The 18,603-nt window shown below is 58.5% G+C and carries 20 protein-coding genes; 8 read left to right on the top strand and 12 right to left on the bottom strand.

Features of this window, described 5'->3' with window-relative positions:
• Window positions 1-4: 4 nt before the first annotated feature.
• On the bottom strand, window positions 5-1,201 hold the full coding sequence (locus HRU82_18695) for a class I SAM-dependent rRNA methyltransferase (GenBank protein QOJ36853.1): 1,197 nt from the start codon (window positions 1,199-1,201) through the stop codon (window positions 5-7).
• 180 nt (window positions 1,202-1,381) lie between these two features.
• Between HRU82_18695 and HRU82_18690 the strand changes: the two genes are divergently transcribed.
• From HRU82_18690 to HRU82_18675, 4 genes are all read left to right on the top strand, one after another.
• A complete protein-coding gene (locus tag HRU82_18690; protein QOJ36852.1) occupies window positions 1,382-3,034 on the top strand; it encodes an alpha-keto acid decarboxylase family protein in 1,653 nt (550 codons plus the stop codon).
• Window positions 3,035-3,207: 173 nt separating this feature from the next.
• Window positions 3,208-4,140 carry a hypothetical protein gene (locus tag HRU82_18685; GenBank protein ID QOJ36851.1) on the top strand — a complete coding sequence of 311 codons (933 nt, stop codon included), beginning with the start codon at window positions 3,208-3,210 and terminating at the stop codon, window positions 4,138-4,140.
• Complete coding sequence (locus HRU82_18680; GenBank protein QOJ36850.1) at window positions 4,097-5,392, top strand: hypothetical protein; 1,296 nt, start codon at window positions 4,097-4,099, stop codon at window positions 5,390-5,392. The genes HRU82_18685 and HRU82_18680 overlap by 44 nt, the downstream gene beginning before the upstream one ends.
• Before the next feature lie 133 nt (window positions 5,393-5,525).
• Complete coding sequence (locus HRU82_18675; GenBank protein ID QOJ36849.1) at window positions 5,526-6,758, top strand: glycosyl transferase; 1,233 nt, start codon at window positions 5,526-5,528, stop codon at window positions 6,756-6,758.
• Between the two features lie 434 nt (window positions 6,759-7,192).
• On the opposite strand, the gene HRU82_18670 is transcribed toward HRU82_18675, so the two are convergent.
• The 5 genes from HRU82_18670 to HRU82_18650 form a co-directional block, all read right to left on the bottom strand.
• The gene (locus HRU82_18670; GenBank protein QOJ36848.1) at window positions 7,193-7,846 is read right to left on the bottom strand and encodes a hypothetical protein; all 654 of its coding nucleotides are present in this window, start codon (window positions 7,844-7,846) and stop codon (window positions 7,193-7,195) included.
• A gap of 101 nt (window positions 7,847-7,947) precedes the next feature.
• Complete coding sequence (locus HRU82_18665) at window positions 7,948-8,811, bottom strand: hypothetical protein (protein ID QOJ36847.1); 864 nt, start codon at window positions 8,809-8,811, stop codon at window positions 7,948-7,950.
• A 422-nt stretch (window positions 8,812-9,233) separates the two neighbouring features.
• Entirely contained in the window at window positions 9,234-9,476 is a 243-nt protein-coding gene (locus HRU82_18660) for a hypothetical protein (GenBank protein ID QOJ36846.1), read from the bottom strand.
• A gap of 2 nt (window positions 9,477-9,478) precedes the next feature.
• A complete protein-coding gene (locus tag HRU82_18655; protein QOJ36845.1) occupies window positions 9,479-10,192 on the bottom strand; it encodes a hypothetical protein in 714 nt (237 codons plus the stop codon).
• The gene (locus tag HRU82_18650; protein ID QOJ36844.1) at window positions 10,189-10,398 is read right to left on the bottom strand and encodes an excisionase family DNA-binding protein; all 210 of its coding nucleotides are present in this window, start codon (window positions 10,396-10,398) and stop codon (window positions 10,189-10,191) included. Before HRU82_18650 ends, HRU82_18655 begins: the two co-directional genes overlap by 4 nt.
• 201 nt (window positions 10,399-10,599) lie before the next feature.
• On the opposite strand from HRU82_18650, the gene HRU82_18645 reads away from it, so the two are divergent.
• Window positions 10,600-11,265, top strand: coding sequence for a hypothetical protein (locus HRU82_18645; protein QOJ36843.1), 666 nt, complete (start codon window positions 10,600-10,602; stop codon window positions 11,263-11,265).
• Window positions 11,240-12,436 carry a site-specific integrase gene (locus HRU82_18640; GenBank protein QOJ36842.1) on the top strand — a complete coding sequence of 399 codons (1,197 nt, stop codon included), beginning with the start codon at window positions 11,240-11,242 and terminating at the stop codon, window positions 12,434-12,436. Before HRU82_18645 ends, HRU82_18640 begins: the two co-directional genes overlap by 26 nt.
• On the opposite strand, the gene HRU82_18635 is transcribed toward HRU82_18640, so the two are convergent.
• Both HRU82_18635 and proC read right to left on the bottom strand, forming a co-directional pair.
• On the bottom strand, window positions 12,433-12,636 hold the full coding sequence (locus tag HRU82_18635) for a hypothetical protein (protein ID QOJ36841.1): 204 nt from the start codon (window positions 12,634-12,636) through the stop codon (window positions 12,433-12,435). The two genes, HRU82_18640 and HRU82_18635, sit on opposite strands and share 4 nt — an antisense overlap.
• Window positions 12,637-12,642: 6 nt before the next feature.
• On the bottom strand, window positions 12,643-13,473 hold the full coding sequence (gene proC / locus HRU82_18630) for a pyrroline-5-carboxylate reductase (protein ID QOJ36840.1): 831 nt from the start codon (window positions 13,471-13,473) through the stop codon (window positions 12,643-12,645).
• A gap of 114 nt (window positions 13,474-13,587) precedes the next feature.
• On the opposite strand from proC, the gene HRU82_18625 reads away from it, so the two are divergent.
• On the top strand, window positions 13,588-14,664 hold the full coding sequence (locus tag HRU82_18625) for a HEAT repeat domain-containing protein (protein ID QOJ36839.1): 1,077 nt from the start codon (window positions 13,588-13,590) through the stop codon (window positions 14,662-14,664).
• A 17-nt stretch (window positions 14,665-14,681) separates the two neighbouring features.
• Window positions 14,682-15,218: a hypothetical protein gene (locus HRU82_18620; protein QOJ36838.1), complete on the top strand. Its 537-nt coding sequence runs from the start codon at window positions 14,682-14,684 to the stop codon at window positions 15,216-15,218.
• Between the two features lie 22 nt (window positions 15,219-15,240).
• Here HRU82_18620 and HRU82_18615 read toward each other — a convergent pair whose 3' ends face one another.
• Genes HRU82_18615 through HRU82_18600 form a run of 4 tightly spaced genes read right to left on the bottom strand, consistent with a single transcriptional unit; the run spans window position 15,241 to window position 18,595 of the window.
• Window positions 15,241-15,684 (bottom strand): type II toxin-antitoxin system VapC family toxin, encoded by a 444-nt coding sequence (locus HRU82_18615; GenBank protein ID QOJ36837.1) that lies wholly within the window; start codon window positions 15,682-15,684, stop codon window positions 15,241-15,243.
• Between the two features lies 1 nt (window position 15,685).
• A complete protein-coding gene (locus tag HRU82_18610; protein QOJ36836.1) occupies window positions 15,686-15,934 on the bottom strand; it encodes a hypothetical protein in 249 nt (82 codons plus the stop codon).
• Window positions 15,935-15,968: 34 nt separating this feature from the next.
• Window positions 15,969-17,105, bottom strand: a complete 1,137-nt coding sequence (locus HRU82_18605; GenBank protein QOJ36835.1) for an LPP20 family lipoprotein — start codon at window positions 17,103-17,105, stop codon at window positions 15,969-15,971.
• Window positions 17,102-18,595: a hypothetical protein gene (locus HRU82_18600; GenBank protein ID QOJ36834.1), complete on the bottom strand. Its 1,494-nt coding sequence runs from the start codon at window positions 18,593-18,595 to the stop codon at window positions 17,102-17,104. The genes HRU82_18605 and HRU82_18600 overlap by 4 nt, the downstream gene beginning before the upstream one ends.
• Window positions 18,596-18,603: the final 8 nt, after the last annotated feature.

Here is an 18,603-nt window from a genome sequence, read left to right as displayed (position 1 = left end):
GTACTCAGAAGGTTTGCACAATCAAACACTTGAGGTAGCGGGTTTCCGGCATGCCAGCCAAGACCGGATGGTCCGGCCCTTGGCTGCGCTGTTCGAGCAATCGAATGGGACGGCCGGCGTCCCGAGCTGCCGCCTGCACCATGGCCCAGAAGTCCTGCTCGCTGATGGGGTGTGAGCAAGAGCAGGTCACCAGCACCCCGCCCGGACGCAAGAGACGGAGCCCCCGCAGGTTCACCTGTTTATATCCGGCCAAGGCGTGGGCCACGGCTTGCTTGCTGCGGGCAAATGCCGGCGGATCGAGAATGACCAGATCATAGCGCCGCCCCTGCTGCTCCAACGCGGGCAATTCGTCGAAGGCATCAGCCTGCCGATAGCGACACCGTTCTGCTACCTCGTTCCGGATCGCATGGGACTCGGCAAGGGCCACCGCCGCCGCGCTCACATCCAACCCTTCCACGGACTGCGCGCCGGCGAGGGCGGCCTGAATGCCGAAAGCGCCCGTATGGCAAAAGGCTTCGAGCACCGTCTTGTGCTTGGCATAGAGCGCCGCCGCCAACCGGTTCTCCCGCTGGTCGCAGAACCACCCCGTCTTTTGCCCCTCCGCTATCTCGACGACGAACCGCGCCGGCCCTTCATGAATGGGCACCGCCGTGTCGCCCTCCCCAGACAAAAATCCCTTGAAGAGCGGCAGCCCCTCCAGGGTGCGGCTCTTGGCATCGTTACGCAAATAGACCCGTCGTACCCCAGCCTCCCGCACCAACAGGGCTCCCAGGAGATCCTTCCTGACATCCATGCCGTATCCCAAGGTCTGCATCACCGCCACGTCATCAAACCGGTCGACGACGAGACCCGGCAACAGATCGCTTTCCCCATAGACCAGCCGGCAGGCATTCGTGCGGGGGGCGACCATGCGGCGCAAGGCGACAGCGGCGCGCAGCCGAGACACGAAAAACGCCTCATCGATCGGCTCTTCCTGGAACGACAGCAGTCGAACCCGGATCTTGGAATGCGGATTGTAAAACCCGCGGCCGAGAAACCGCTTCTCATGTGTATAGACATCCACCACGTCGCCTGCACCGGCACTGCCGCGCACCTCGGCAATCTGGCCTTCAAACACCCACAAGTGGCCTGAGGGACGCGCGCGCCCTCGGAGGGGAGCCAGACGGATCTTGGCAGTCGCTTCGGTCAACAAGTGCATCATGGTTGTATCGTGAATCCGGTGTGACGGCCGGCTTTCTCGGACGTGGGTGCGCCGCAACGGTCCCAGAGGGTGCCTGAAATCACGCCGCGAAGCAACCCAATCGCTGCCGAACCACGTTCCCATGCTTGACCTTCCCCACTACCTATGGTTTGCTGCAGCTCAGGAGGCGAGTCACGCGCTATGAGCACGCAGACCATCGGCACCGCAGTTCTGGACCGACTCCATCGGCTTGGCGTCCGTCACATGTTCGGCATCCCAGGTGACTACGTCTTGGGCCTGTACAAGTTGCTGGAGAGGTCGCCGATTCGCCACATCGGCACCACGCGGGAAGATTGCGCCGGGTTCGCCGCCGATGCATATGCCCGCATCAACGGCATTGGGGCGCTCTGTGTCACCTACTGCGTCGGCGGACTCAACACTGTTAATGCCATCGCCTGCGCTTACGCAGAGCGATCGCCGGTCGTCTTGCTGACCGGATCGCCGGGCCTCTCGGAGCGTGCGAGGAATCCCTACCTGCACCATATGGTGCGTGAATTTTCGACCCAGCGGGAAGTGTTCGAAAAGATGACCGTCGCGGCCGTGAGCCTGGAAGATCCCGTCACGGCCCAGCGGGAAATGGATCGGGCCTTCGCCGCTCTTCTACGGTACCGTCGCCCGATCTACATCGAGGTCCCCCGTGACATGGTCCATGTGCCGCTCGTCGAAACGTCGACGGTGCTCGGCACCCAGGAGGACCAAACCGATCGGGCCGCCTTGGAAGAGGCGCTGGCCGAGGTGCGCGCCATGCTGAACTCAGCCAAGCGGCCGGTCATTCTGGCCGGCGCCGAGGTGGGACGGTTCGGCCTGCATGACGAACTCACTCGTTTGGTGGAGCGGCTGAACGTGCCCATCGCCTCGACGCTCTTGGGCAAGTCCATCATCCGTGAGGATCACCCGCTCTACGTAGGAGTCTATAGTGGGCTCGTCGCCCGCGATGAAGTGAAGGCTTTCGTCAATGAGACCGACTGCCTGTTGATCCTCGGCTCGATCCTCTCCGACGTGGAAGATCTCGATGCCAGGAGCGCCCTCTTTTCCGACGGCCAGACCATCCACGCCACGGCGGATCGGGTGGCCATCAAACACCATCGCTACGACTCGATTCGATTCGAGGATTTCGTCAGAGGCTTGGCGGCCGCTCCCCTCTCCTCATTTGCAACCCGCAGCCTGCCCGTCCCCGCCAAACCGGACGAGCCGCTGCCGCCGGCCGAGGCGTCGGTTACGCTCCAGGGGGTCTTTCGCCATCTCGACACCGTGCTCGACGAGCAGATGCTGGTGATCGCGGATGTGGGTGAATCCCTGTTCGCCTCCGTGGACCTCCATGTCCATCGGCGGTTCGAGTTCCTATCGCCCGCCTACTACACATCGATGGGGTTTGCGGTCCCGGCCGCCATCGGGGCCGGCTTCGCCGATCCATCCCTGCGTCCGATCGTGCTGGTGGGAGACGGGGCCTTCCAAATGACGGGATCGGAACTGGCCACAGCCGTACGATACCGGCAGGCGCCGGTGGTGATCGTGCTCAATAACCACGGTTATTCGACGGAACGGGAAATTCTCGAAGGCCCCTTCAACGATATTCATGAATGGCGGTATGAGCGAATCTGTGACGTGATCGGCGGCGGGCAAGGGTCTCAGGTGGCGACGCATGGGGAGTTCGTTCAGACGCTCTCAAAGGCCTTGGCGGATACTAGCCAACCCCATGTCATCAATGTGCTGCTTGATCTGGCCGACCGTTCCCCTGCCATGCTGCGCCTAGCCAAACGGTTAGCAAAAGGACTCTCCACCGATCGTCCCTGAACGCTCTACGCCGCGATAGGCAACGTTGTCTCAGCCTGATACAGCGCGGCTCCCGAGCCCTTCTCCCATTGACCTCGTGTAGACAAATATGGTCTTCTATAGAGCGACTTGTCGAATTGTAATTTTGCACGAATCCGGCCATTATCTTTTTTAAGTTGCCGGACGGAAAAACTATGCGAGATGGTCAGGTCTTCTCCACGCGACTGAACCACGTCGTCACGACCGAACGGGAATTCGACGAACTGGTCACAAAATCCCTGCCTGAACTGCTGGACCGTGCCACGGGACAAACCAAGCGGTTCCTTCGGGAAACCAATCAGTGGGATGACGACATCACCCACGAAAAGTTGGCCTTGCGGTGGGGGTATGAACTCGTAGAACGGTTCGTCGTGTTCGGGCGGACGGAGGTGCCCTGTCGGCCGTTTTTTCTGCTCGACAGTTTGATTGCCAAGTCGTTCAGTCAGCCGGACCCGCTCTGCTACCACAAGGAACTTCTGACGCCGGTGGGGCGATTCCTGGACGGACTGGCTTCGCGGGCCGTGGTGAGTCGCGATGCCCTGATCGCACTGTTCTATCATTTTTACGGCTTTAGCCAAGCACACGTGGTGAAACTCCTGGGCTTCGGTCAAGCCGAGAGCCAGCGAGTCTATAAAAACTTCGAGCGCTGGCGCCAAACCGGCTGGCAACGGACAATGAATGAAACCGGCCTGAGCGGTTCGGACATCGCATCGTTGGAGGAGCAACTGCGCAGCAAGCCCGACCATCTCAACCATGAAGTCGAGCGACTGATGCCAATCCTTCAGTCGCATTATCGCAAGAGCGAGCCCGAGCACTACCCCTGCCTCTCCGAGCAGAAGTGGGGACAATTATTTCAGGATGACTACGGTCACGATTACCGCGTCTGGCACCTGGCCTTATGTCGCGACTGCTTTATGGAAGTCGCAGATCGACGGCAGACCGAGGTCGGCGGTAAGTCGAAACCGCAGGTCAATCTCCATATCCATCCGCTGAAGAAGGGCGGCGTCTTGGCGCTTTTCGGAGGGGATCGAGGAGGACGGCACCATGGAAGCCCCAGAACTCAACGACTATCGCGAACATCTGCTTGAAGCCTTGGACGACCAGCCGCGTCGCGTGGCTGAGGAACGGCTGAGCTTCCTTCAGGTGCTCGTCAACCATGAGCGCGTGGGCGGGCTGGACTGCTCGCAGCCCAACGCCGCCTTTGCCTTCACGGCCCGTGAGCGGAGCATCCAGCACCTCGAGATCCGCACCGAGGCGGGAGTCTTGATCGGCGGCTGCGTCGCGCCTGAAGCGGGACAAAAGACGCTGACTGTCCGGGCAGGCAAGGGAACATTGGCGATCCAGGTCCAGAATCATTTTGACGGCGGATCGCTCCGTGTGCAGTATCAGCCGGCTCCTCACTGGTGGGCTGGATTGGCCGGTGCCATGGGACTCAACACCGGCGCTTCGGCTCAGGCTTCCCGCCTGACTCCGGTGTGGACGATGACCGCCGCCTTCGCCCAGCTCGTGCTGGCCGTGGGAGTCGTGGCATTGCTGGCGGAACGGGTGCCGAGTTGGATGGGCTGGGACGATCGCGCTCACCAGCTCGAAGAGGAGCAGGCCGCGCGGCAGTCGCTGCAGGAGCAGGTCGATCGGGTGCACCAGCAGTTGGCCCAACTTGTGGAGACACAAACCGCCGCACTCGCCGTCTCCCGCGCCGAGCAAGAACGGGTCGCACAGCTCGCGCGCACACTCGACACGGTTTCCCATACCCAGCAAAAGTTGACGGCCCAGGTCGTCACCGTCCAGGACAATCTCCAGGCCGTGAAGTCCGATGTGGCCGAAGAAATTCAAAACGGGATGCGAGTGGCGGCCAACGCCGTAGAGGCCGACCGAGAACTCGTCCGCCAAGACCTGCAATCGGTCAAGTCCGTCAACGAGACCTTGATCAAGCAGGTTGCGGTGCTGGAGAGCAAGAATCGCGAGCTCCACGCCCGTCTGGCCCTGACCTCGCTGGAGGTCGCAAAAAGCAATGCAGTCGCCAAGGCCCCGGTGGTCGCGAAGGCGGAGGCTCCGAAAGACGTGGCCGTCCCGACTCCAGTGGCAGACAACCTGCGTGAGGCAGATCGCCAAGCCTTCATGTTCTGGGTGGCATTCCAAGACGGCACCACCGAGAAAAGCATCGAGGAACTCGTTCAAGAAATCAACGGCACCAAGAAGGGTCCCATGAAATCCGGGTGGTACTCGGTCGAAGTGACGTTACCGAAGCCTGAGCCTCCGGATCGTTTCCTGGAGTCGGTGAAGCGGGCCAAAATCGTGAAGTCGGTCGTCACCAGCAAGGCCATGCCTCCGGCTCAATAAACAGGATTTCCCCGACCCGCATTCACGCTCAACCAGGCGCCCACGGTCTTCCGTCCTCGAAGGCCGACGCCGTGGTTTTTGTTTCAACTGTCATTCATTCGGTCATCGGAAACTTCTCCCGTGAGGAGGGTGCATGTCGGATTTTCATCAAAACGGACTCGTGACAGTGCTTCACCGTCTCGGAGCCTCCAATCTCGATCAGCTGGAAAAGGAACTCGAACGACATGCCGCGTCCAACCCACTCGCCTTGGTCCTCCCCTCCCTCTATTCGGAACTAGAAAACCCGGCGCTCAAACACATCGTGCAGGTCTTGAAAGACATTCGTTACGTCAACGAAATCGTCATCTCGCTGGATCGGGCGTCGGCGCTGGAGTTTCGCCTGGCCAAGCAATTTTTCGCCGTCTTGCCGCAACGGGTCCGGATCGTTTGGAACGACGGCGCCCACATCCAGGACATTCTGAAACTCTTGGCCGACCATGAAATCGATACCGGTCTCCAGGGAAAGGGACGCGGCTGTTGGATGGCCTTCGGATATGTCCTGGCACGGGGACAAAGCAACGTCATCGCCCTGCATGACTGCGACATTCTCAGTTACAACCGCGAATATCTCGCCCGACTCTGTTATCCGATCGTCAACCCCAACCTAGGTTACGAATTCTGCAAAGGGTACTATGCCCGCGTCACGAACCGTCTACACGGTCGCGTCACCCGCCTGTACCTGACGCCGCTCATTCGCAGCCTGCAACAAGTGGCAGGCGCCCATCCCCTGCTCACGTTCCTGGACAGCTTCCGCTATCCCTTGGCCGGCGAGTTCGCGATGGTCCGGGATCTGGCCTGGATCAACCGCATCCCCGGCGACTGGGGACTCGAAGTAGGCGTGTTGTCGGAGATCTATCGAAACTGCGCGCTCCGGCGCATCTGCCAAGCCGACATCGCCGATGCGTATGAGCACAAACACCAGGGCCTCTCCGCGGATAACGCCGAACAGGGCCTGCAGAAAATGTGTGTGGACATTACCAAGTCCCTCTTTCGGAACCTGGCGAGTGAAGGGGTGGTATTGTCGGAAGGCGTCTTAAAGACGCTGAGAGCGACCTACCTGCAGGCGGCCCAGGAAGCCATCACGCGCTATCAAAACGATGCCGCCATCAACAGCCTGCAGTTCGACCGCCACGAGGAACGCATGGCTGTCGAGGTCTTTCTCAAGGGTATGAAGATCGCAACGGAGACCTTTCTGGAAGATCCGCTGGGCGTGCCGATGATCTCGAATTGGAGCCGAGTCACCGGCGCAGTACCCGACATCTTCGAGCGCCTGATCGAGGCGATCGAGCGTGACCATGAATGGAATCCCGTCGAGGACCGCCCCTGACGACGAGGCGCACAATCACTCTGCTCAGGTGTTGGACTTCCTGCTCGCGAATACCGTGGCATCGCAGGCGATGTACTTATTCGAAAGTCCCAAATTGCGACTAACTGCGATTTATCGCGCTAGTCCATGAAATATAAAGAGAAAGTGGCCATCACCGTTCCGACTCGGTTGCGACCATTTATGACCAAATTCGACCTGGAACCGTGACCAAAACCGTGACCAAGAAACTACTTAGAACATCAGGACAATCTCTAGAATTACGGGATGGTCCACGCACTTTATCCTTTACGAACCGTGAGATTAGAGTGCACTAGGTCGTGACTGGGGCTCGGTGAACCGCTTAAAAAAATGCGAGCCCGTTCCATAGGTTTAAGTTGTGATCAAGAATCCTGATTCCTCACTTGGCGCGCCGGCGGACCAGGCCGATCATTCGGTCATCTTGGCGCGCGTGACAAGGCCCTTTGATCCAAAAACTCTAATAATGCCATTAAGTCGCAGTCAGGCAGTGGGAGTAGGAACGCTGCCCTTTTGCCGATGCCGTTCAGCGATGTCCCAACAACTATGGCACGCTGGCGATCTGCGATCCAAACTCGGTCGTGTATTTCGGTCGTGGGTTTATCTGTCATACGGATACGCTTCTTCTTCAAGCGCTGTTCAATGCACCCCTTAACACCACTCCTTGTATGACGAGGATCATGGACAAAATGAATCTGTTCTAGCCATTGTCCGCCAACTCGAGCCGATTCCATAAGGTCCTTAGCGAAACGCTCCGCCTGTTCCTTTTCTACTGAGAAAATGTACGGATCAATGATCATGAGGGATTTGGCTTCTCTCGTAAAATCTCGGAGTTCCTTTAAACCAATATCTCGCTGGCCAGGAACACTGAGAAAGCGTAAAACCTCGCCGTCAGATGCAAACTCACAACGCCGCTCAATATAGAGCATGCTTCTGTGCGGGATTATCGCCGGGAGCCAGTAGTTCTCCAAATCTGCCTCCTCTAATTGTGACAAAAACATCTCATAATCCCGCATCAACTCGTTGTAGCGCTGAAGAACCTCCCGATAAGTTTTACAGTCGTTGTGGCTCATCAGCATCTCCTAAAATCTAACACTGCCAGTCTGTGGCTGTTCGATGGGGACACTAGACGAGGGAGTTTGCGCCAGCTGGCAATCAAGACAAAATAGCGGTGCTATTTGATAAAATCGACACTTTTTGATTTCACTGAGTAAACGAGATCTGCTGGTGAATAGCCGCCTGACATGTGTGGCAGATCGTAGCATTGTTCATCAGATTCACCTGGCAGCAGGATTTTATCATTCGCGAATGCATTACTCCGCTTGAATTCCAACTGCTGATTAGGCGGAAGTTCATGGTAGTCAGTTAAATCATCGCTATGTCCTTTGCGACGCACCGCTAGTGACCACTTAACTTTTGCTGAAGTATGTTTGCTTCTATTGTGAATGGATACCAGCAGCGTTTTTCTCTCCGCCTTTTCCAAAACTTCAAGATATTGAATAGCGTTTCCCTTCATTTCAACGTTAACTCGACATTTGTCCTTATCATACCGTACAGAAATTTCAATTTTGTCAGTTTCCGCTTTGTCTTGAGTCTTCAGCCATTCATCGACAGTTAGACCATACGAAACAGGTGGCTCTACGATCAATGCAGCAGTTACAACCAGGAACTTCAAAAAGTTCACCCATTGGAAAAAGTCAAAACGATATAACCGCCGTTTCCTTCGAATTTCTTGTCGCAACTCACAAAAGGCCTTCTCCGTCATCAGCAAACGACCTGCATAGTCCCTCCTCCAGGCACGGGTTAAGGCTCCGGCGCTATCACATATGACCGGAACAGGCAGTCTCATTCGGACTGCCGTACTGAGTAGCATGCTGTCCTGGTAAAGTTTGCGCTCCGTGAGAAGTTCATTGTATTCGTCAGAATATTCCCACCATATCTCTTCTCGCCGTCTAGCATTCAATTCTCTCTCCATGAGTCGGTGATATTGCCGAGACAACCGCCGTTGCTTCCATCGAAACTCCAACTCTTTTAACATCGTGTGTCTCCTTTCTAGGAGGATATGCCAACCTCCGCTAACACCATGGGCTTAGGTCGACGATAACATGACTTTTCGTAGTTGCAAGTGAGGCAAAAACCTGACACTCAAAGCATTGTTCACCAACCTTGCAGTCCTACTTTGACCATCTAGATCAAGTGAAGCGGGGGCTGCGCCCCCGATCCCCCCGGCCGTCCGGTCCAGTGGTCCGGAACGGCCGGGCGGCCTCGGTGGGCGGAATCATTGCGTTTAATTCTCCGCATGGTTTCAGTATCCCTTCCCTCTTCCCGCTGCTGTAACCATCAATAGACGAGAACGGCGGCCAAGCTGAGGCATCGCCGCCTCGCATAAGACGGCGCATCGTTCCCTCTCACCCGTGAAGGATACGGGACGGGTGACAGGGAGAAATTGATTAGAGTGTTTCACCGTCGCCCCGTCAGTCCCGCACAGTCGATACAGAGCCAGATTTCGCATGTGACGTCATGCTCCCTATTAAAAAGCCGTACCCACGCTTGCTCAAATTGACATAACTCGCAGAGCCGTTCCTTCGTATGCTCATGACAGAGCCACGCTTTTCGCGCACGATCATAGGTGGTCGCTTCCCGTCCGCAACAGGCTGGACCGAACAGGCTTGGCTGCTTCAGGCTGCATCGATGCCAGATCATCCTCACACCTCTTGATAGACCAGTCCCTTCCCAAGCACCAATTGCAGAATGGTGCCACTAAACCAAATCGGATGCCCCGAGAGCAGATCCTCCCAGGTCTTAATGAACACGATTCGAGGGATTTCGATTTCGCCCCTGATCCGGCGATAGGCATTCCTGGTGGACCATTGGTGCCGCATCTCTTCCCACAGTCGGCTGATGGGAAATCCAAGAGATCGTTTCCAGGACCAGCACATATTCACGTACCCGCATTGATCCTGGACGTACTGGCTAATGACGTAGCGGCTGAGACGATTCCGAGACCGATGGCTGGGCTGATAGGCCTTGATCCAGACGACCGGAGCCCCATGGAGGGCCTGCCATTGCGACGACAGCCATTCCTGCGAAATCCAGAACCGGCGAGGGCGTTCCCCATCCGGCACCCGCCAGGCCCAGAAGATATGGAGCACGCCATGCCCTTCTTCCGTTCGAACCTGGTAGTACTCCAATCCTTGAAACCCCAGCTGGCGTTCGATCCGCTGGCGCAGCTGCTTATGGTGATACGTCAGCTTCTCCGCATCCCCGCCTTCTGCCGTGGACAGCGTGACCCAAAGCACTTGGAACTGATGGCACTCCCAGAACCAGAGCAGCGACCGCACCCGGTGATAGCCCCGTTTCTGCTTCCTGGTCCATTCGCCGGCGACTGGCTCCCGCCGGAACTCCTTCCAGCGGCTCATCGGGCAGCCTCCGCTTGAGGAATGGCTGGACGAAGACCGGCAGACAGAATCCGTTCCAATTCCTCAATGGGAATCCGCACGGCACGCACCGACGGCTTCACATAGGCAATCTGCCGTTTCAGGATGGCTTTCCTGATCGTGCTTTCTTTGAGTCCTAACCGTTCCGCCGCTTCTCGAATCGTGATCAATTTTGTACTAGGGACCATCGGGCACCTCCTTGGTAATTAGCTATACATGATGTTATGCCTAATATCGTTAAGGCATATCCTATATTGACACGCATTACCACTACCGAGGTACACTCTTCAAGCGATTTCAGCTCTACGCCTACCGCTGGCCTTAACTTTTTTTGTTTGTACTAGGATGGAGTGCGATGCTCATTCACTCATCAGGAGAAGGAGTGCCCTATGCCGGTTGATCGAGTCGCAATCCACGACCAATTTTTCGGAGAGATGAAGAAGGCGAGAGAGAGGATTCTCACCACGGCAGACGGCGAGGTGGGATGGCTCCTGAAGTTTATTCAGACGGATCTGGACACCCTCACGGCCAGTGAATGGATGGTCTTGGCGTTTGAGATCGCCAGCTTTGTCGATGACGTGGCCAATCGCCGGGGGGCGGACATCGCCACAGAGGCGGGCTGGAGCGTTCGATCAATTCCAGGAGAAGGATTCCGTGGCACCCTTCCCAGTCGTGGAGAGGCCAAAGAGATCCAGGCGATGGTCCTGGGGAGCCTGGAAAAGCTATGGGACACCGCCGTCGCTGCCTTTACGTTCCCGCAATTCACGATCATTGTCACGCTGCCAGTCGACGACGAACGCAAAGGCAGTGTGTTTGTGGCGACAAAGCGGAAAGTGAAGGAATTTGAATATCGGTTCGCTCATTTATTGGTCGACTATTCCGGGCGCATTCGCCGTTGCCCAGAGTGCCAACGGATTTACCTCGCCATTCGTGTTGACCAAATCTACTGTGGCCCTCGTTGTCAGACGCGAGTCGCGACACGCAAATGGCGAGAACATCACAAAGCAGACCAACGAAAGGAGAGCCACCGTGGCAAGAAAAGAAGGCAAGGATAGAGGCATCACCCAGCGGAAAGGCCGGGAAGGGTGGTGGGTGCGTGTCTATGAAGAGGGGCGCCAGACGTGGCACAAGTGCGACACCAAGAGCCAAGCACGCACGCTGTATGGGAAGTTGAAGGCCAATGCACGAGAGGGAAAACTCTTTCCCAAACAGAAGACGACGAAATCAATCCTGCTCAAAGATTACTTCGTGACGTGGCTCAAGAATCAACCGGCACGAGGCAAGAAGGTTTCGACCATCAAGACGTACGAGTCGCGATTGCGAAAACATGCCCTCCCCGCCTTTGGGACTTCGCAACTGTCCGCTATCTCACGACCACGGATCAAAGCATGGGCCGCAGGGCTGCTTGAGAAAGGGCTGGATTTCGATACGGCACTCAATGCCCTGTTAACTCTCAGCGCGGTGTTGACCGAAGCCGTCGAAGATGGGCTGATCACTCACAACCCGGCCCTCCGTTCCGGCAAACTCCTGAAACGGCCGGCGACCATCGAGGAATCCGAACTCGCGATCTTCACCCAGGAAGAGGAGGGCCTGTTGTTGGAGACAATACGACGCGAACGCCCGCTGTTTTACCCGATGGCCCTGACCTTCTTTCGCACCGGCCTACGAGCGGGAGAGGTCCTGGGACTCCATCGGGGCGATCTGAACTTTCAGAGCCGATCCATCTACGTGCAACGGAACTGGTCGCGGGGAATCCTGGGCACACCCAAGAACGGGAAGGCCCGGCGCGTGGACATGTCGCAGGGGCTCGCGAAGGCTCTGACGGAATGGATCGAGTTACAGGACCTGGAGGCGGCAGCCGTTGGGCACCCAGCGCCTGAAATCCTCTTTCCAGGCAACCTGGGCGGAACCAGGCGGGAGCCGAGTTATATGGCCGAGAATTGGTTACGGTACAAACTGTGGTTTCCGATGGTGGAGAAAGCGGGACTACGACGACTCGATATGCATAGTGTCCGACATACCTATGCAAGCCGACTCATTGCGAATGGCGAGAACCTGAAATATGTCCAAGAACAACTTGGCCATGCGTCGATTACCATCACCTGTGACACCTATGGGCATCTGATTCCAGGCGGGAATCGGCAAGCGGTCGATAAGCTGGATTCGTTAAAAATCGGTTCTGGAACCGTGACCAAAACCGTGACCAACGCCCACGAAAACTCCTAAGTCTTTGATTTTTGAGCGAATACCGTGGCATCGCAGGCGATGTACTTAATCTGCTTCATGGGAATGATCACGACTTCTTTTGCCGAGTCCACTTCAAGAACTTCCATGTCTTCGGAAATCGTGTGGCGAATCGCATCTTTCACGACCAGCTCCTGATTATCGACGAACACGACTTTGACCCAATATTGCACGAAACGCACTCCTTGTTAGAGGTCCTGCGATGCAGACTGTCCCAACTCATGTGACCGCCGGACGGCCGCCTCGACGGCCGACATCAGCGTCGCGCGTAACCGCCCCTCTTCCAGCGACCGAAGTCCGGCGATCGTCGTCCCGCCGGGAGACGCGACGCGATCCTTGAGCACAGCGGGATGTTCACCGGAATCGAGGACCATACGCGCGGCTCCCGCGAGGGTATGGGCCGCCAGTGTCTGCGCGGTCGCGCGTGGGAGGCCGACCTGCACGCCACCGTCGGCCAAGGCCTCGATCATCGCATAGACGTATGCCGGTCCGCTGCCGCTCAATCCCGTCACCGCATCCATCAGCCGTTCCTCTACCACGACGACGCTTCCGACGGCTTCAAAGATCCGCGACGCACGGGCCCGATCCTCCGGCGACAAGTCTGCCGCAAAGGTCAACGCCGTCACTCCCTCCCCGATCATGGACGGAGTATTAGGCATGGCGCGCACCACTCGTGAAACCGTACCCGCGTGTTGTGTGATCCGCGATAGGGGATACCCCGCGGCGACGGAGAGGAGCAATGGATTCGCGGCAATGACCAGGCGGAGTTCCTCCAACACGCTGTCCAACACCTGCGGTTCGACACTCAGCACGATGGTCCCGGCCCCCTGTACAGCCGCCCGGTTGTCGGCACCCGTCATCACACCATACTGAGTTGCCAGCCATTCGCGCCGTCCAGGCAAGGGATCGCTCACGGCGAGCTGTCCGGGGGCAAAGAGCCGTTGTCGAAGCAGGCCTCGCACCAACGCCTCGGTCATATTCCCGCCGCCGATGAAGGCGACCTGCGTATCCGTGAACATCGCGCGATTATACTGATCGGCTTTCAAGCGGCGCAACTTGCAACCGCCGGAACTGGTTGTATACAGTGAGCCGATACTGTCGCCTCTTCATCCTGTCAGCAGAATGGAGCAGACATGAGACGCATCCTCCCTTTTCTGGCCGTCGGTTCCCTCCTCCTTCTCGTCGAGACGAGCGCGGCAAGGCAGGAAGCCCTGACCGCTGAACAGAAGCAGCAGATGGAACGGATCGACCGGGTGCTGGTCGAGGTGCTCGCCCTTTCGGATAAGGGAGTGATCGATGCCGGACCACTGACCGAAGTGGTCGTCAGACGATTGCAGGAGTTCGGTTACACCTCTGTCACCGATTCCGGCCAGCCTCACGACGTAGCCTTCAAGGTGAAGTGTGAACAGCGAAAAACCTGGGAAGGCAGCACGACCATGGGCAGCGATGCCGATCTCCCGGACTCACCGTCTCGGCTCTGGAAAGGTCCGGCCTGTCAGTTGGCCTATCTGTTGAACGGGAAGAAGATGGCTTGGCGCAAGGAAGTCCGTACCCAGTTTCAGGATGCGGCGGCAGCCGCGATCCTCGCCAAAGCCGGCGATCCGACGACCTACGCCATGGAGAAGTTGAAAACACGCCTGGAGGAGTATGATTTCCCGGCCCTGATCACCGCCGAATGGGGACAAGAAGAGCGACTGTTTCGGCTTTATGACGATCCGAACACTCCGTCCGAGCGCAGGGTAAAACTTGCCACACTCTTCGGCGAGCTGTTTTCGACCAAGGCCGTGCCGCGCCTATTGGCAGCCCTCGACGGAGCGGATCGCGCATTGGCCAAGGCCTCCACGGTGGCGCTCGGCAATATCGGCCAGAAGGAGACCATTCCGATCCTTATCCGCACCATGAAGCAAGGCGCGCCGGACCTGCGAGCGTCCGCAGCCAAGGCCCTCGGCATCGTCGGCGCCCTGCACGGCGATTTCTCCATCATCGATCCGTTGCTCGAAACCCTCTCGACCGAGGACGTCGCCGTCAAGACCGAAATCGCATGGGCCCTCGGCAAACTACCGGACCATCGTTCACACGAGCCGCTCATGGAACTTCAAAAATCGCTCTACCGCCTCCATCATCAGGATCCCGACCCCCATCTCGTCAAACTCATCGAGGCCGTCAATTGGAGCATCAAGCAGATCGACACCTGGGAACATGTCGAGTAGACGTTGACCATTCCTGTGTGGGCCATCGAGACCGAACCTGTTCGGGCGTTCGAGCCTTGCTGGCGTCGATGCTGGCGCTGGTGGTCTGGGTCGCCTTACCCGGCCATGCGCAAGTGGTCGGCGAAGAAGCGGAACTCGATCGGCTCAGTGCGAAGGCAGAGGAGGCTCTCGCCAACGAGGACGCAGAGGGCGCGGCCATGAGTGCGGGTCGAGCGGCGCTCATGGCCGCCCAGTTGAGCAAACGCCATCCTGAGGGCTCCACCCGACAGCTGTGGCAGGCAACGGAACATCTCTACCGGTCCCAGGAGCACGGCTACCGAGCCATGGCCCTATTTCGGCGGGCGGGTGGGGAATTGCCCGCATCGGCCGGAGTCTGCGGGAGTCTGCAACTGGCCAATCTTGAGCTTCGCCATGCGCAAGACCGGCTCACGTCCCCATCCTTGGCCGATACCGAACAGCCTCTCCCGCCGCGACTCCAGCCGCTCCGCCAAACCGTGGAAGACTGGAGCATCTTCCTCGACTCGATGCAAGCCGACTTTCGCTGTTCAAGCTGAGCGGTAGCGCCCCGGGCGGTCGCTAGTCGTCCTCGGGATTGATGATATGGAGTCCCGCCGGACGACAGGCTGCCAGCAGTTGCTTGTCCGCACTGACCACGGTCATGCGCAAGGGCTTGAGTTCCACCGCCAAGGCCAGATGAAGCAGTTGCGGCGAATGCAGTGCCGGATAATCCAAACTCAACTCCTTGGCGGCCAAATAGGTATCCATGGTCGGGGCAATGAACTGAAACAGGCCTTGTCCCGCTTCCATTTCGAATTTGTAAAGGACGGAGTAACAATCATCCCTGGTGATTTCCCCCTGTTGAGCCCGCACGGACAACGACGCATACAGGTCCGTCACGGTCCACATCGGGAGAATCGCCACCTTGCCGCGCTTGACCATCAACTTGTTGACGACGCGTGTTCCCCGCTCCATGCTGTAGCGTTTCACCAGCGCGGTTGAGTCGAAGTAGTAGTAGGGCATTCTAGACCCTCCCCTTCAAGAGGCTGCCGGCCAGCGGCGACTGCAGCTTGGACAGACGGTCCTGCAACTCATCGAGCGGCAATTCTTCGTAATACCCCTGCTTGCGGAAAATGTTGACGATGTCCCGCTTCAGCACCAACTGCGTGTCCGCAGCCAGCCGCTCGCGCAGCCGTTTCTTCATCGCTTGACTGGATAAGCGGCGTCCACTGTTGTCCAGGTTCGTCACTTTTCGAATCCCTAATTTGGCCATCCTTGGCTCCTCCCCCATGGTTGACGATCCACTCTCAGCGACCCGTCTTTGGCATCACGGTCTCCTTCGAACAGCCGGACGGCGCGGAGACCGGAACCATCAGGTCTTGCTCCCCATAAACATATGCAGCCAGCGCCTTCGCGAGGTTCGCGGAAAACTCCTGCTGCATCACCCGCACGGCTTTGGACAACGCTTCACGTTCGGCCACATGGCCTTCTTTCCCGCCCTTGGTCACCGCGCCGATCACGCGGTGCGTGGGCACGTCCTCGACGACGGCATCCGCACACCAGCGCACGTATCGAAACTGTGGATCGCCGACTTCGATCGGCCACGTGGCTACCGTCCCCCGGATCAGCAAATCGGCCTGCTCCCCTCCGGCTTCGGAGTCGACCTCCACCACGGAAAAACCTTCCCGAGCCAAGCCCTCGACCAGAGCGTGAGCGACCGGTGGCGCCTCCGGCCCCGACAATGCCACCGCCATACCCAGATTCGTCACCAGGAATTGTTCCAACTCCGCGGTAAGTTCGGCGAGACGATACGCAGGCGACAGCCCCTTCCCACTGAGCCGAATGACGCGAAGGTCCGTATTATAGGCTTCTCGTATCACCAGGTTGGTCGTGGCCCGTTTCAGATTCCTGGCGTAGAGCAACTTCTCTTTCGCCCGCCGGGCCTCGCTGACCTGGGATTCGATCTCACGATCCAAGGCGCCCATGCGCTCGAGCATCGCCGCTTCGGCCTGCGCGCGATCCATGCCGGCCAGAGCATAGTACTGTCTGGTCCGTTGGTCAAACCAGGTATCGAGAACCCGCACGCTCTCGAGGACCTTGTCGGAAGTCACCGTCGTCACCTTATCGAGCGTCAAATGCCGTTCGGTGCTCGTCTGCCCCCCCTGCTCCACCACCACGTAGGACTCCCAATCCTTAGCCTCGGCAGTAATCGCGGCTTTGAAAATTCTCGCCAGGGCGGCATAGGCCTGTTCCTCCGCGCGAGGACGGGACTCGGCTTGGCCGACCCCCACCAAGTACTGCGAATCAGGGTAATTCGGACTCTGCCCATCGATCCATTGCGGGCGGATCGAACCTCCTCCCCAACTACATGCCCCGAGCGCCAACAGGAGGAGCGCGAGAAGGCCTCTCAGCCCCCCTGGCCGTCCCGGTCGAACCGGCGTCATAAAATCACCCGTTCGATCACGAAGATAGTCTGCCCGGCCCGAAGCACGAACGGACGTGTCGACCCCGGTCTGGCGCCGCCGCCGCGTGTCACGGTCTGGATTCGGCTTTGATACTCGCCGGGAGGAACCCATAGGCGCGCAATCTGAATCTCATCCGGGAGGGTCCTCCAACTCCTCGTGTCGGCCGCCTCCGACGCCACCGCCAACCCGTGCGTAATGAGCCCCACGATCAGCCCGACCCACGGCGCATCATCCTTGCTGACCGCATGTTGGGAACCGCGCGTGGCGGCCTCCGCCGCAGCGAATTTCATCGCCGCCCGTGCAAGCGCCTTGGTCGTGATGCCGGGCATGCGCGACGAGAGAGCCTGCTCGGCCAAGGCGGTCCCGTCGTATACCAGCTGAGACTGTGCGGAAACCGGAGGTCCTTCTCGGGGTACCAAGGTGACGTCTTCGTACTGCACCGAAGTTTTTTGCGGCACGAGATGAGGCAAGGCCACCCGCACAACCCGACCGTTCAACCCATAGAGGACGCTGTCCGCTACACGGCGCTCGTGCCGATTGGAGGCATGGAGCACGCCGCGATTCAACAACACCAGCTGCAAAGCGCTGAGACTGATGGGCAGGTCCAAAAAGGTCTCGTCCCTGCGCGGCGCGCGGCCATTATAGCCGATCACTACCACCTGGGCGAGATCGGGCTGGTCATTCCGCGACACCCACCGTGTCTCGGGAAAACGTCGGCGGTATTCTTCGAACTCCGCGGCCAGATGCAGCGCATCAGTCACACGCAAGAGGTCCGCGCGCAGCATCGGCGGAACCGGCGTGCGGGCCCAGCCGCCGTTCGCCTCATAGATCTCCAGCGCCTTGCGGTAGGCGATAAAGGCATCGTTCAGGTCCCCTGCCGCTTCATACAACAGGCCGGTCAAATAGCGCGCGCAGGCATCTTCACGATAGGCATTCTTGTCCGCAACCTTATCCGACAACACGTTGAGCCGATGATCGATTTGCCGCGCCTCGACCAGCGCCTCCATCAACTCCCCCATCGCCGCATAGTTCAGCGCCTTGACGACGTGGATCATGACGTGTTCGTAGGGGTCTCCCTCATAGGGCAGGACCATGTCGTTGGTTAGAAAGGCGGCGGTTTCCACTCTCAGGCTTCTGGTGTACAGCCGCTCTACCTCCTGCGCCGCCAGTTCGAGCAACCGATTGCTCTCGGCATAGTTGCCGGCCAGATGCAACGTCATACCCCGATCCATGTTGTACAGCAGCCGGTTTCGCGGCCCATAGTCGGACTCGGCCTGTGCCATGACGGCATCGGCACGCCGTGGGTCGTTGACCGAAAGGCTCTGTTCGATAAGCAGGTAATGGTTGGCGGACAGGCCGCATCCGCTCAGGGTCCAGATGAGCCCCCACAGCAGGAAGAATCGGCGGCCTGATGAAACGAAACGGCCTCCCGCAAGGGAGGCCGTAGTCGATGGAACGTGCGGTTTCAACGGCGTCC

Source organism: Nitrospira sp. (genome assembly GCA_015709715.1).
Classification (GTDB): Bacteria; Nitrospirota; Nitrospiria; order Nitrospirales; family Nitrospiraceae; genus Nitrospira_A.
The sequence above is the reverse complement of the archived record's forward strand: the minus strand, read 5'-3'. Positions and strand labels throughout refer to the sequence as shown.

Bases quoted from the DNA above. Each gene is read 5' to 3' on its own strand.
- HRU82_18695 (QOJ36853.1), bottom strand. From the start codon at position 1,201: ATGATGCACTTGTTGACCGAAGCGACTGCCAAGATCCGTCTGGCTCCC.
- HRU82_18690 (QOJ36852.1), top strand. From the start codon at position 1,382: ATGAGCACGCAGACCATCGGCACCGCAGTTCTGGACCGACTCCATCGG.
- HRU82_18685 (QOJ36851.1), top strand. From the start codon at position 3,208: ATGCGAGATGGTCAGGTCTTCTCCACGCGACTGAACCACGTCGTCACG.
- HRU82_18680 (QOJ36850.1), top strand. From the start codon at position 4,097: ATGGAAGCCCCAGAACTCAACGACTATCGCGAACATCTGCTTGAAGCC.
- HRU82_18675 (QOJ36849.1), top strand. From the start codon at position 5,526: ATGTCGGATTTTCATCAAAACGGACTCGTGACAGTGCTTCACCGTCTC.
- HRU82_18670 (QOJ36848.1), bottom strand. From the start codon at position 7,846: ATGAGCCACAACGACTGTAAAACTTATCGGGAGGTTCTTCAGCGCTAC.
- HRU82_18665 (QOJ36847.1), bottom strand. From the start codon at position 8,811: ATGTTAAAAGAGTTGGAGTTTCGATGGAAGCAACGGCGGTTGTCTCGG.
- HRU82_18660 (QOJ36846.1), bottom strand. From the start codon at position 9,476: ATGATCTGGCATCGATGCAGCCTGAAGCAGCCAAGCCTGTTCGGTCCA.
- HRU82_18655 (QOJ36845.1), bottom strand. From the start codon at position 10,192: ATGAGCCGCTGGAAGGAGTTCCGGCGGGAGCCAGTCGCCGGCGAATGG.
- HRU82_18650 (QOJ36844.1), bottom strand. From the start codon at position 10,398: ATGGTCCCTAGTACAAAATTGATCACGATTCGAGAAGCGGCGGAACGG.
- HRU82_18645 (QOJ36843.1), top strand. From the start codon at position 10,600: ATGCCGGTTGATCGAGTCGCAATCCACGACCAATTTTTCGGAGAGATG.
- proC (QOJ36840.1), bottom strand. From the start codon at position 13,473: ATGTTCACGGATACGCAGGTCGCCTTCATCGGCGGCGGGAATATGACC.
- HRU82_18625 (QOJ36839.1), top strand. From the start codon at position 13,588: ATGAGACGCATCCTCCCTTTTCTGGCCGTCGGTTCCCTCCTCCTTCTC.
- HRU82_18615 (QOJ36837.1), bottom strand. From the start codon at position 15,684: ATGCCCTACTACTACTTCGACTCAACCGCGCTGGTGAAACGCTACAGC.
- HRU82_18610 (QOJ36836.1), bottom strand. From the start codon at position 15,934: ATGGCCAAATTAGGGATTCGAAAAGTGACGAACCTGGACAACAGTGGA.
- HRU82_18605 (QOJ36835.1), bottom strand. From the start codon at position 17,105: ATGACGCCGGTTCGACCGGGACGGCCAGGGGGGCTGAGAGGCCTTCTC.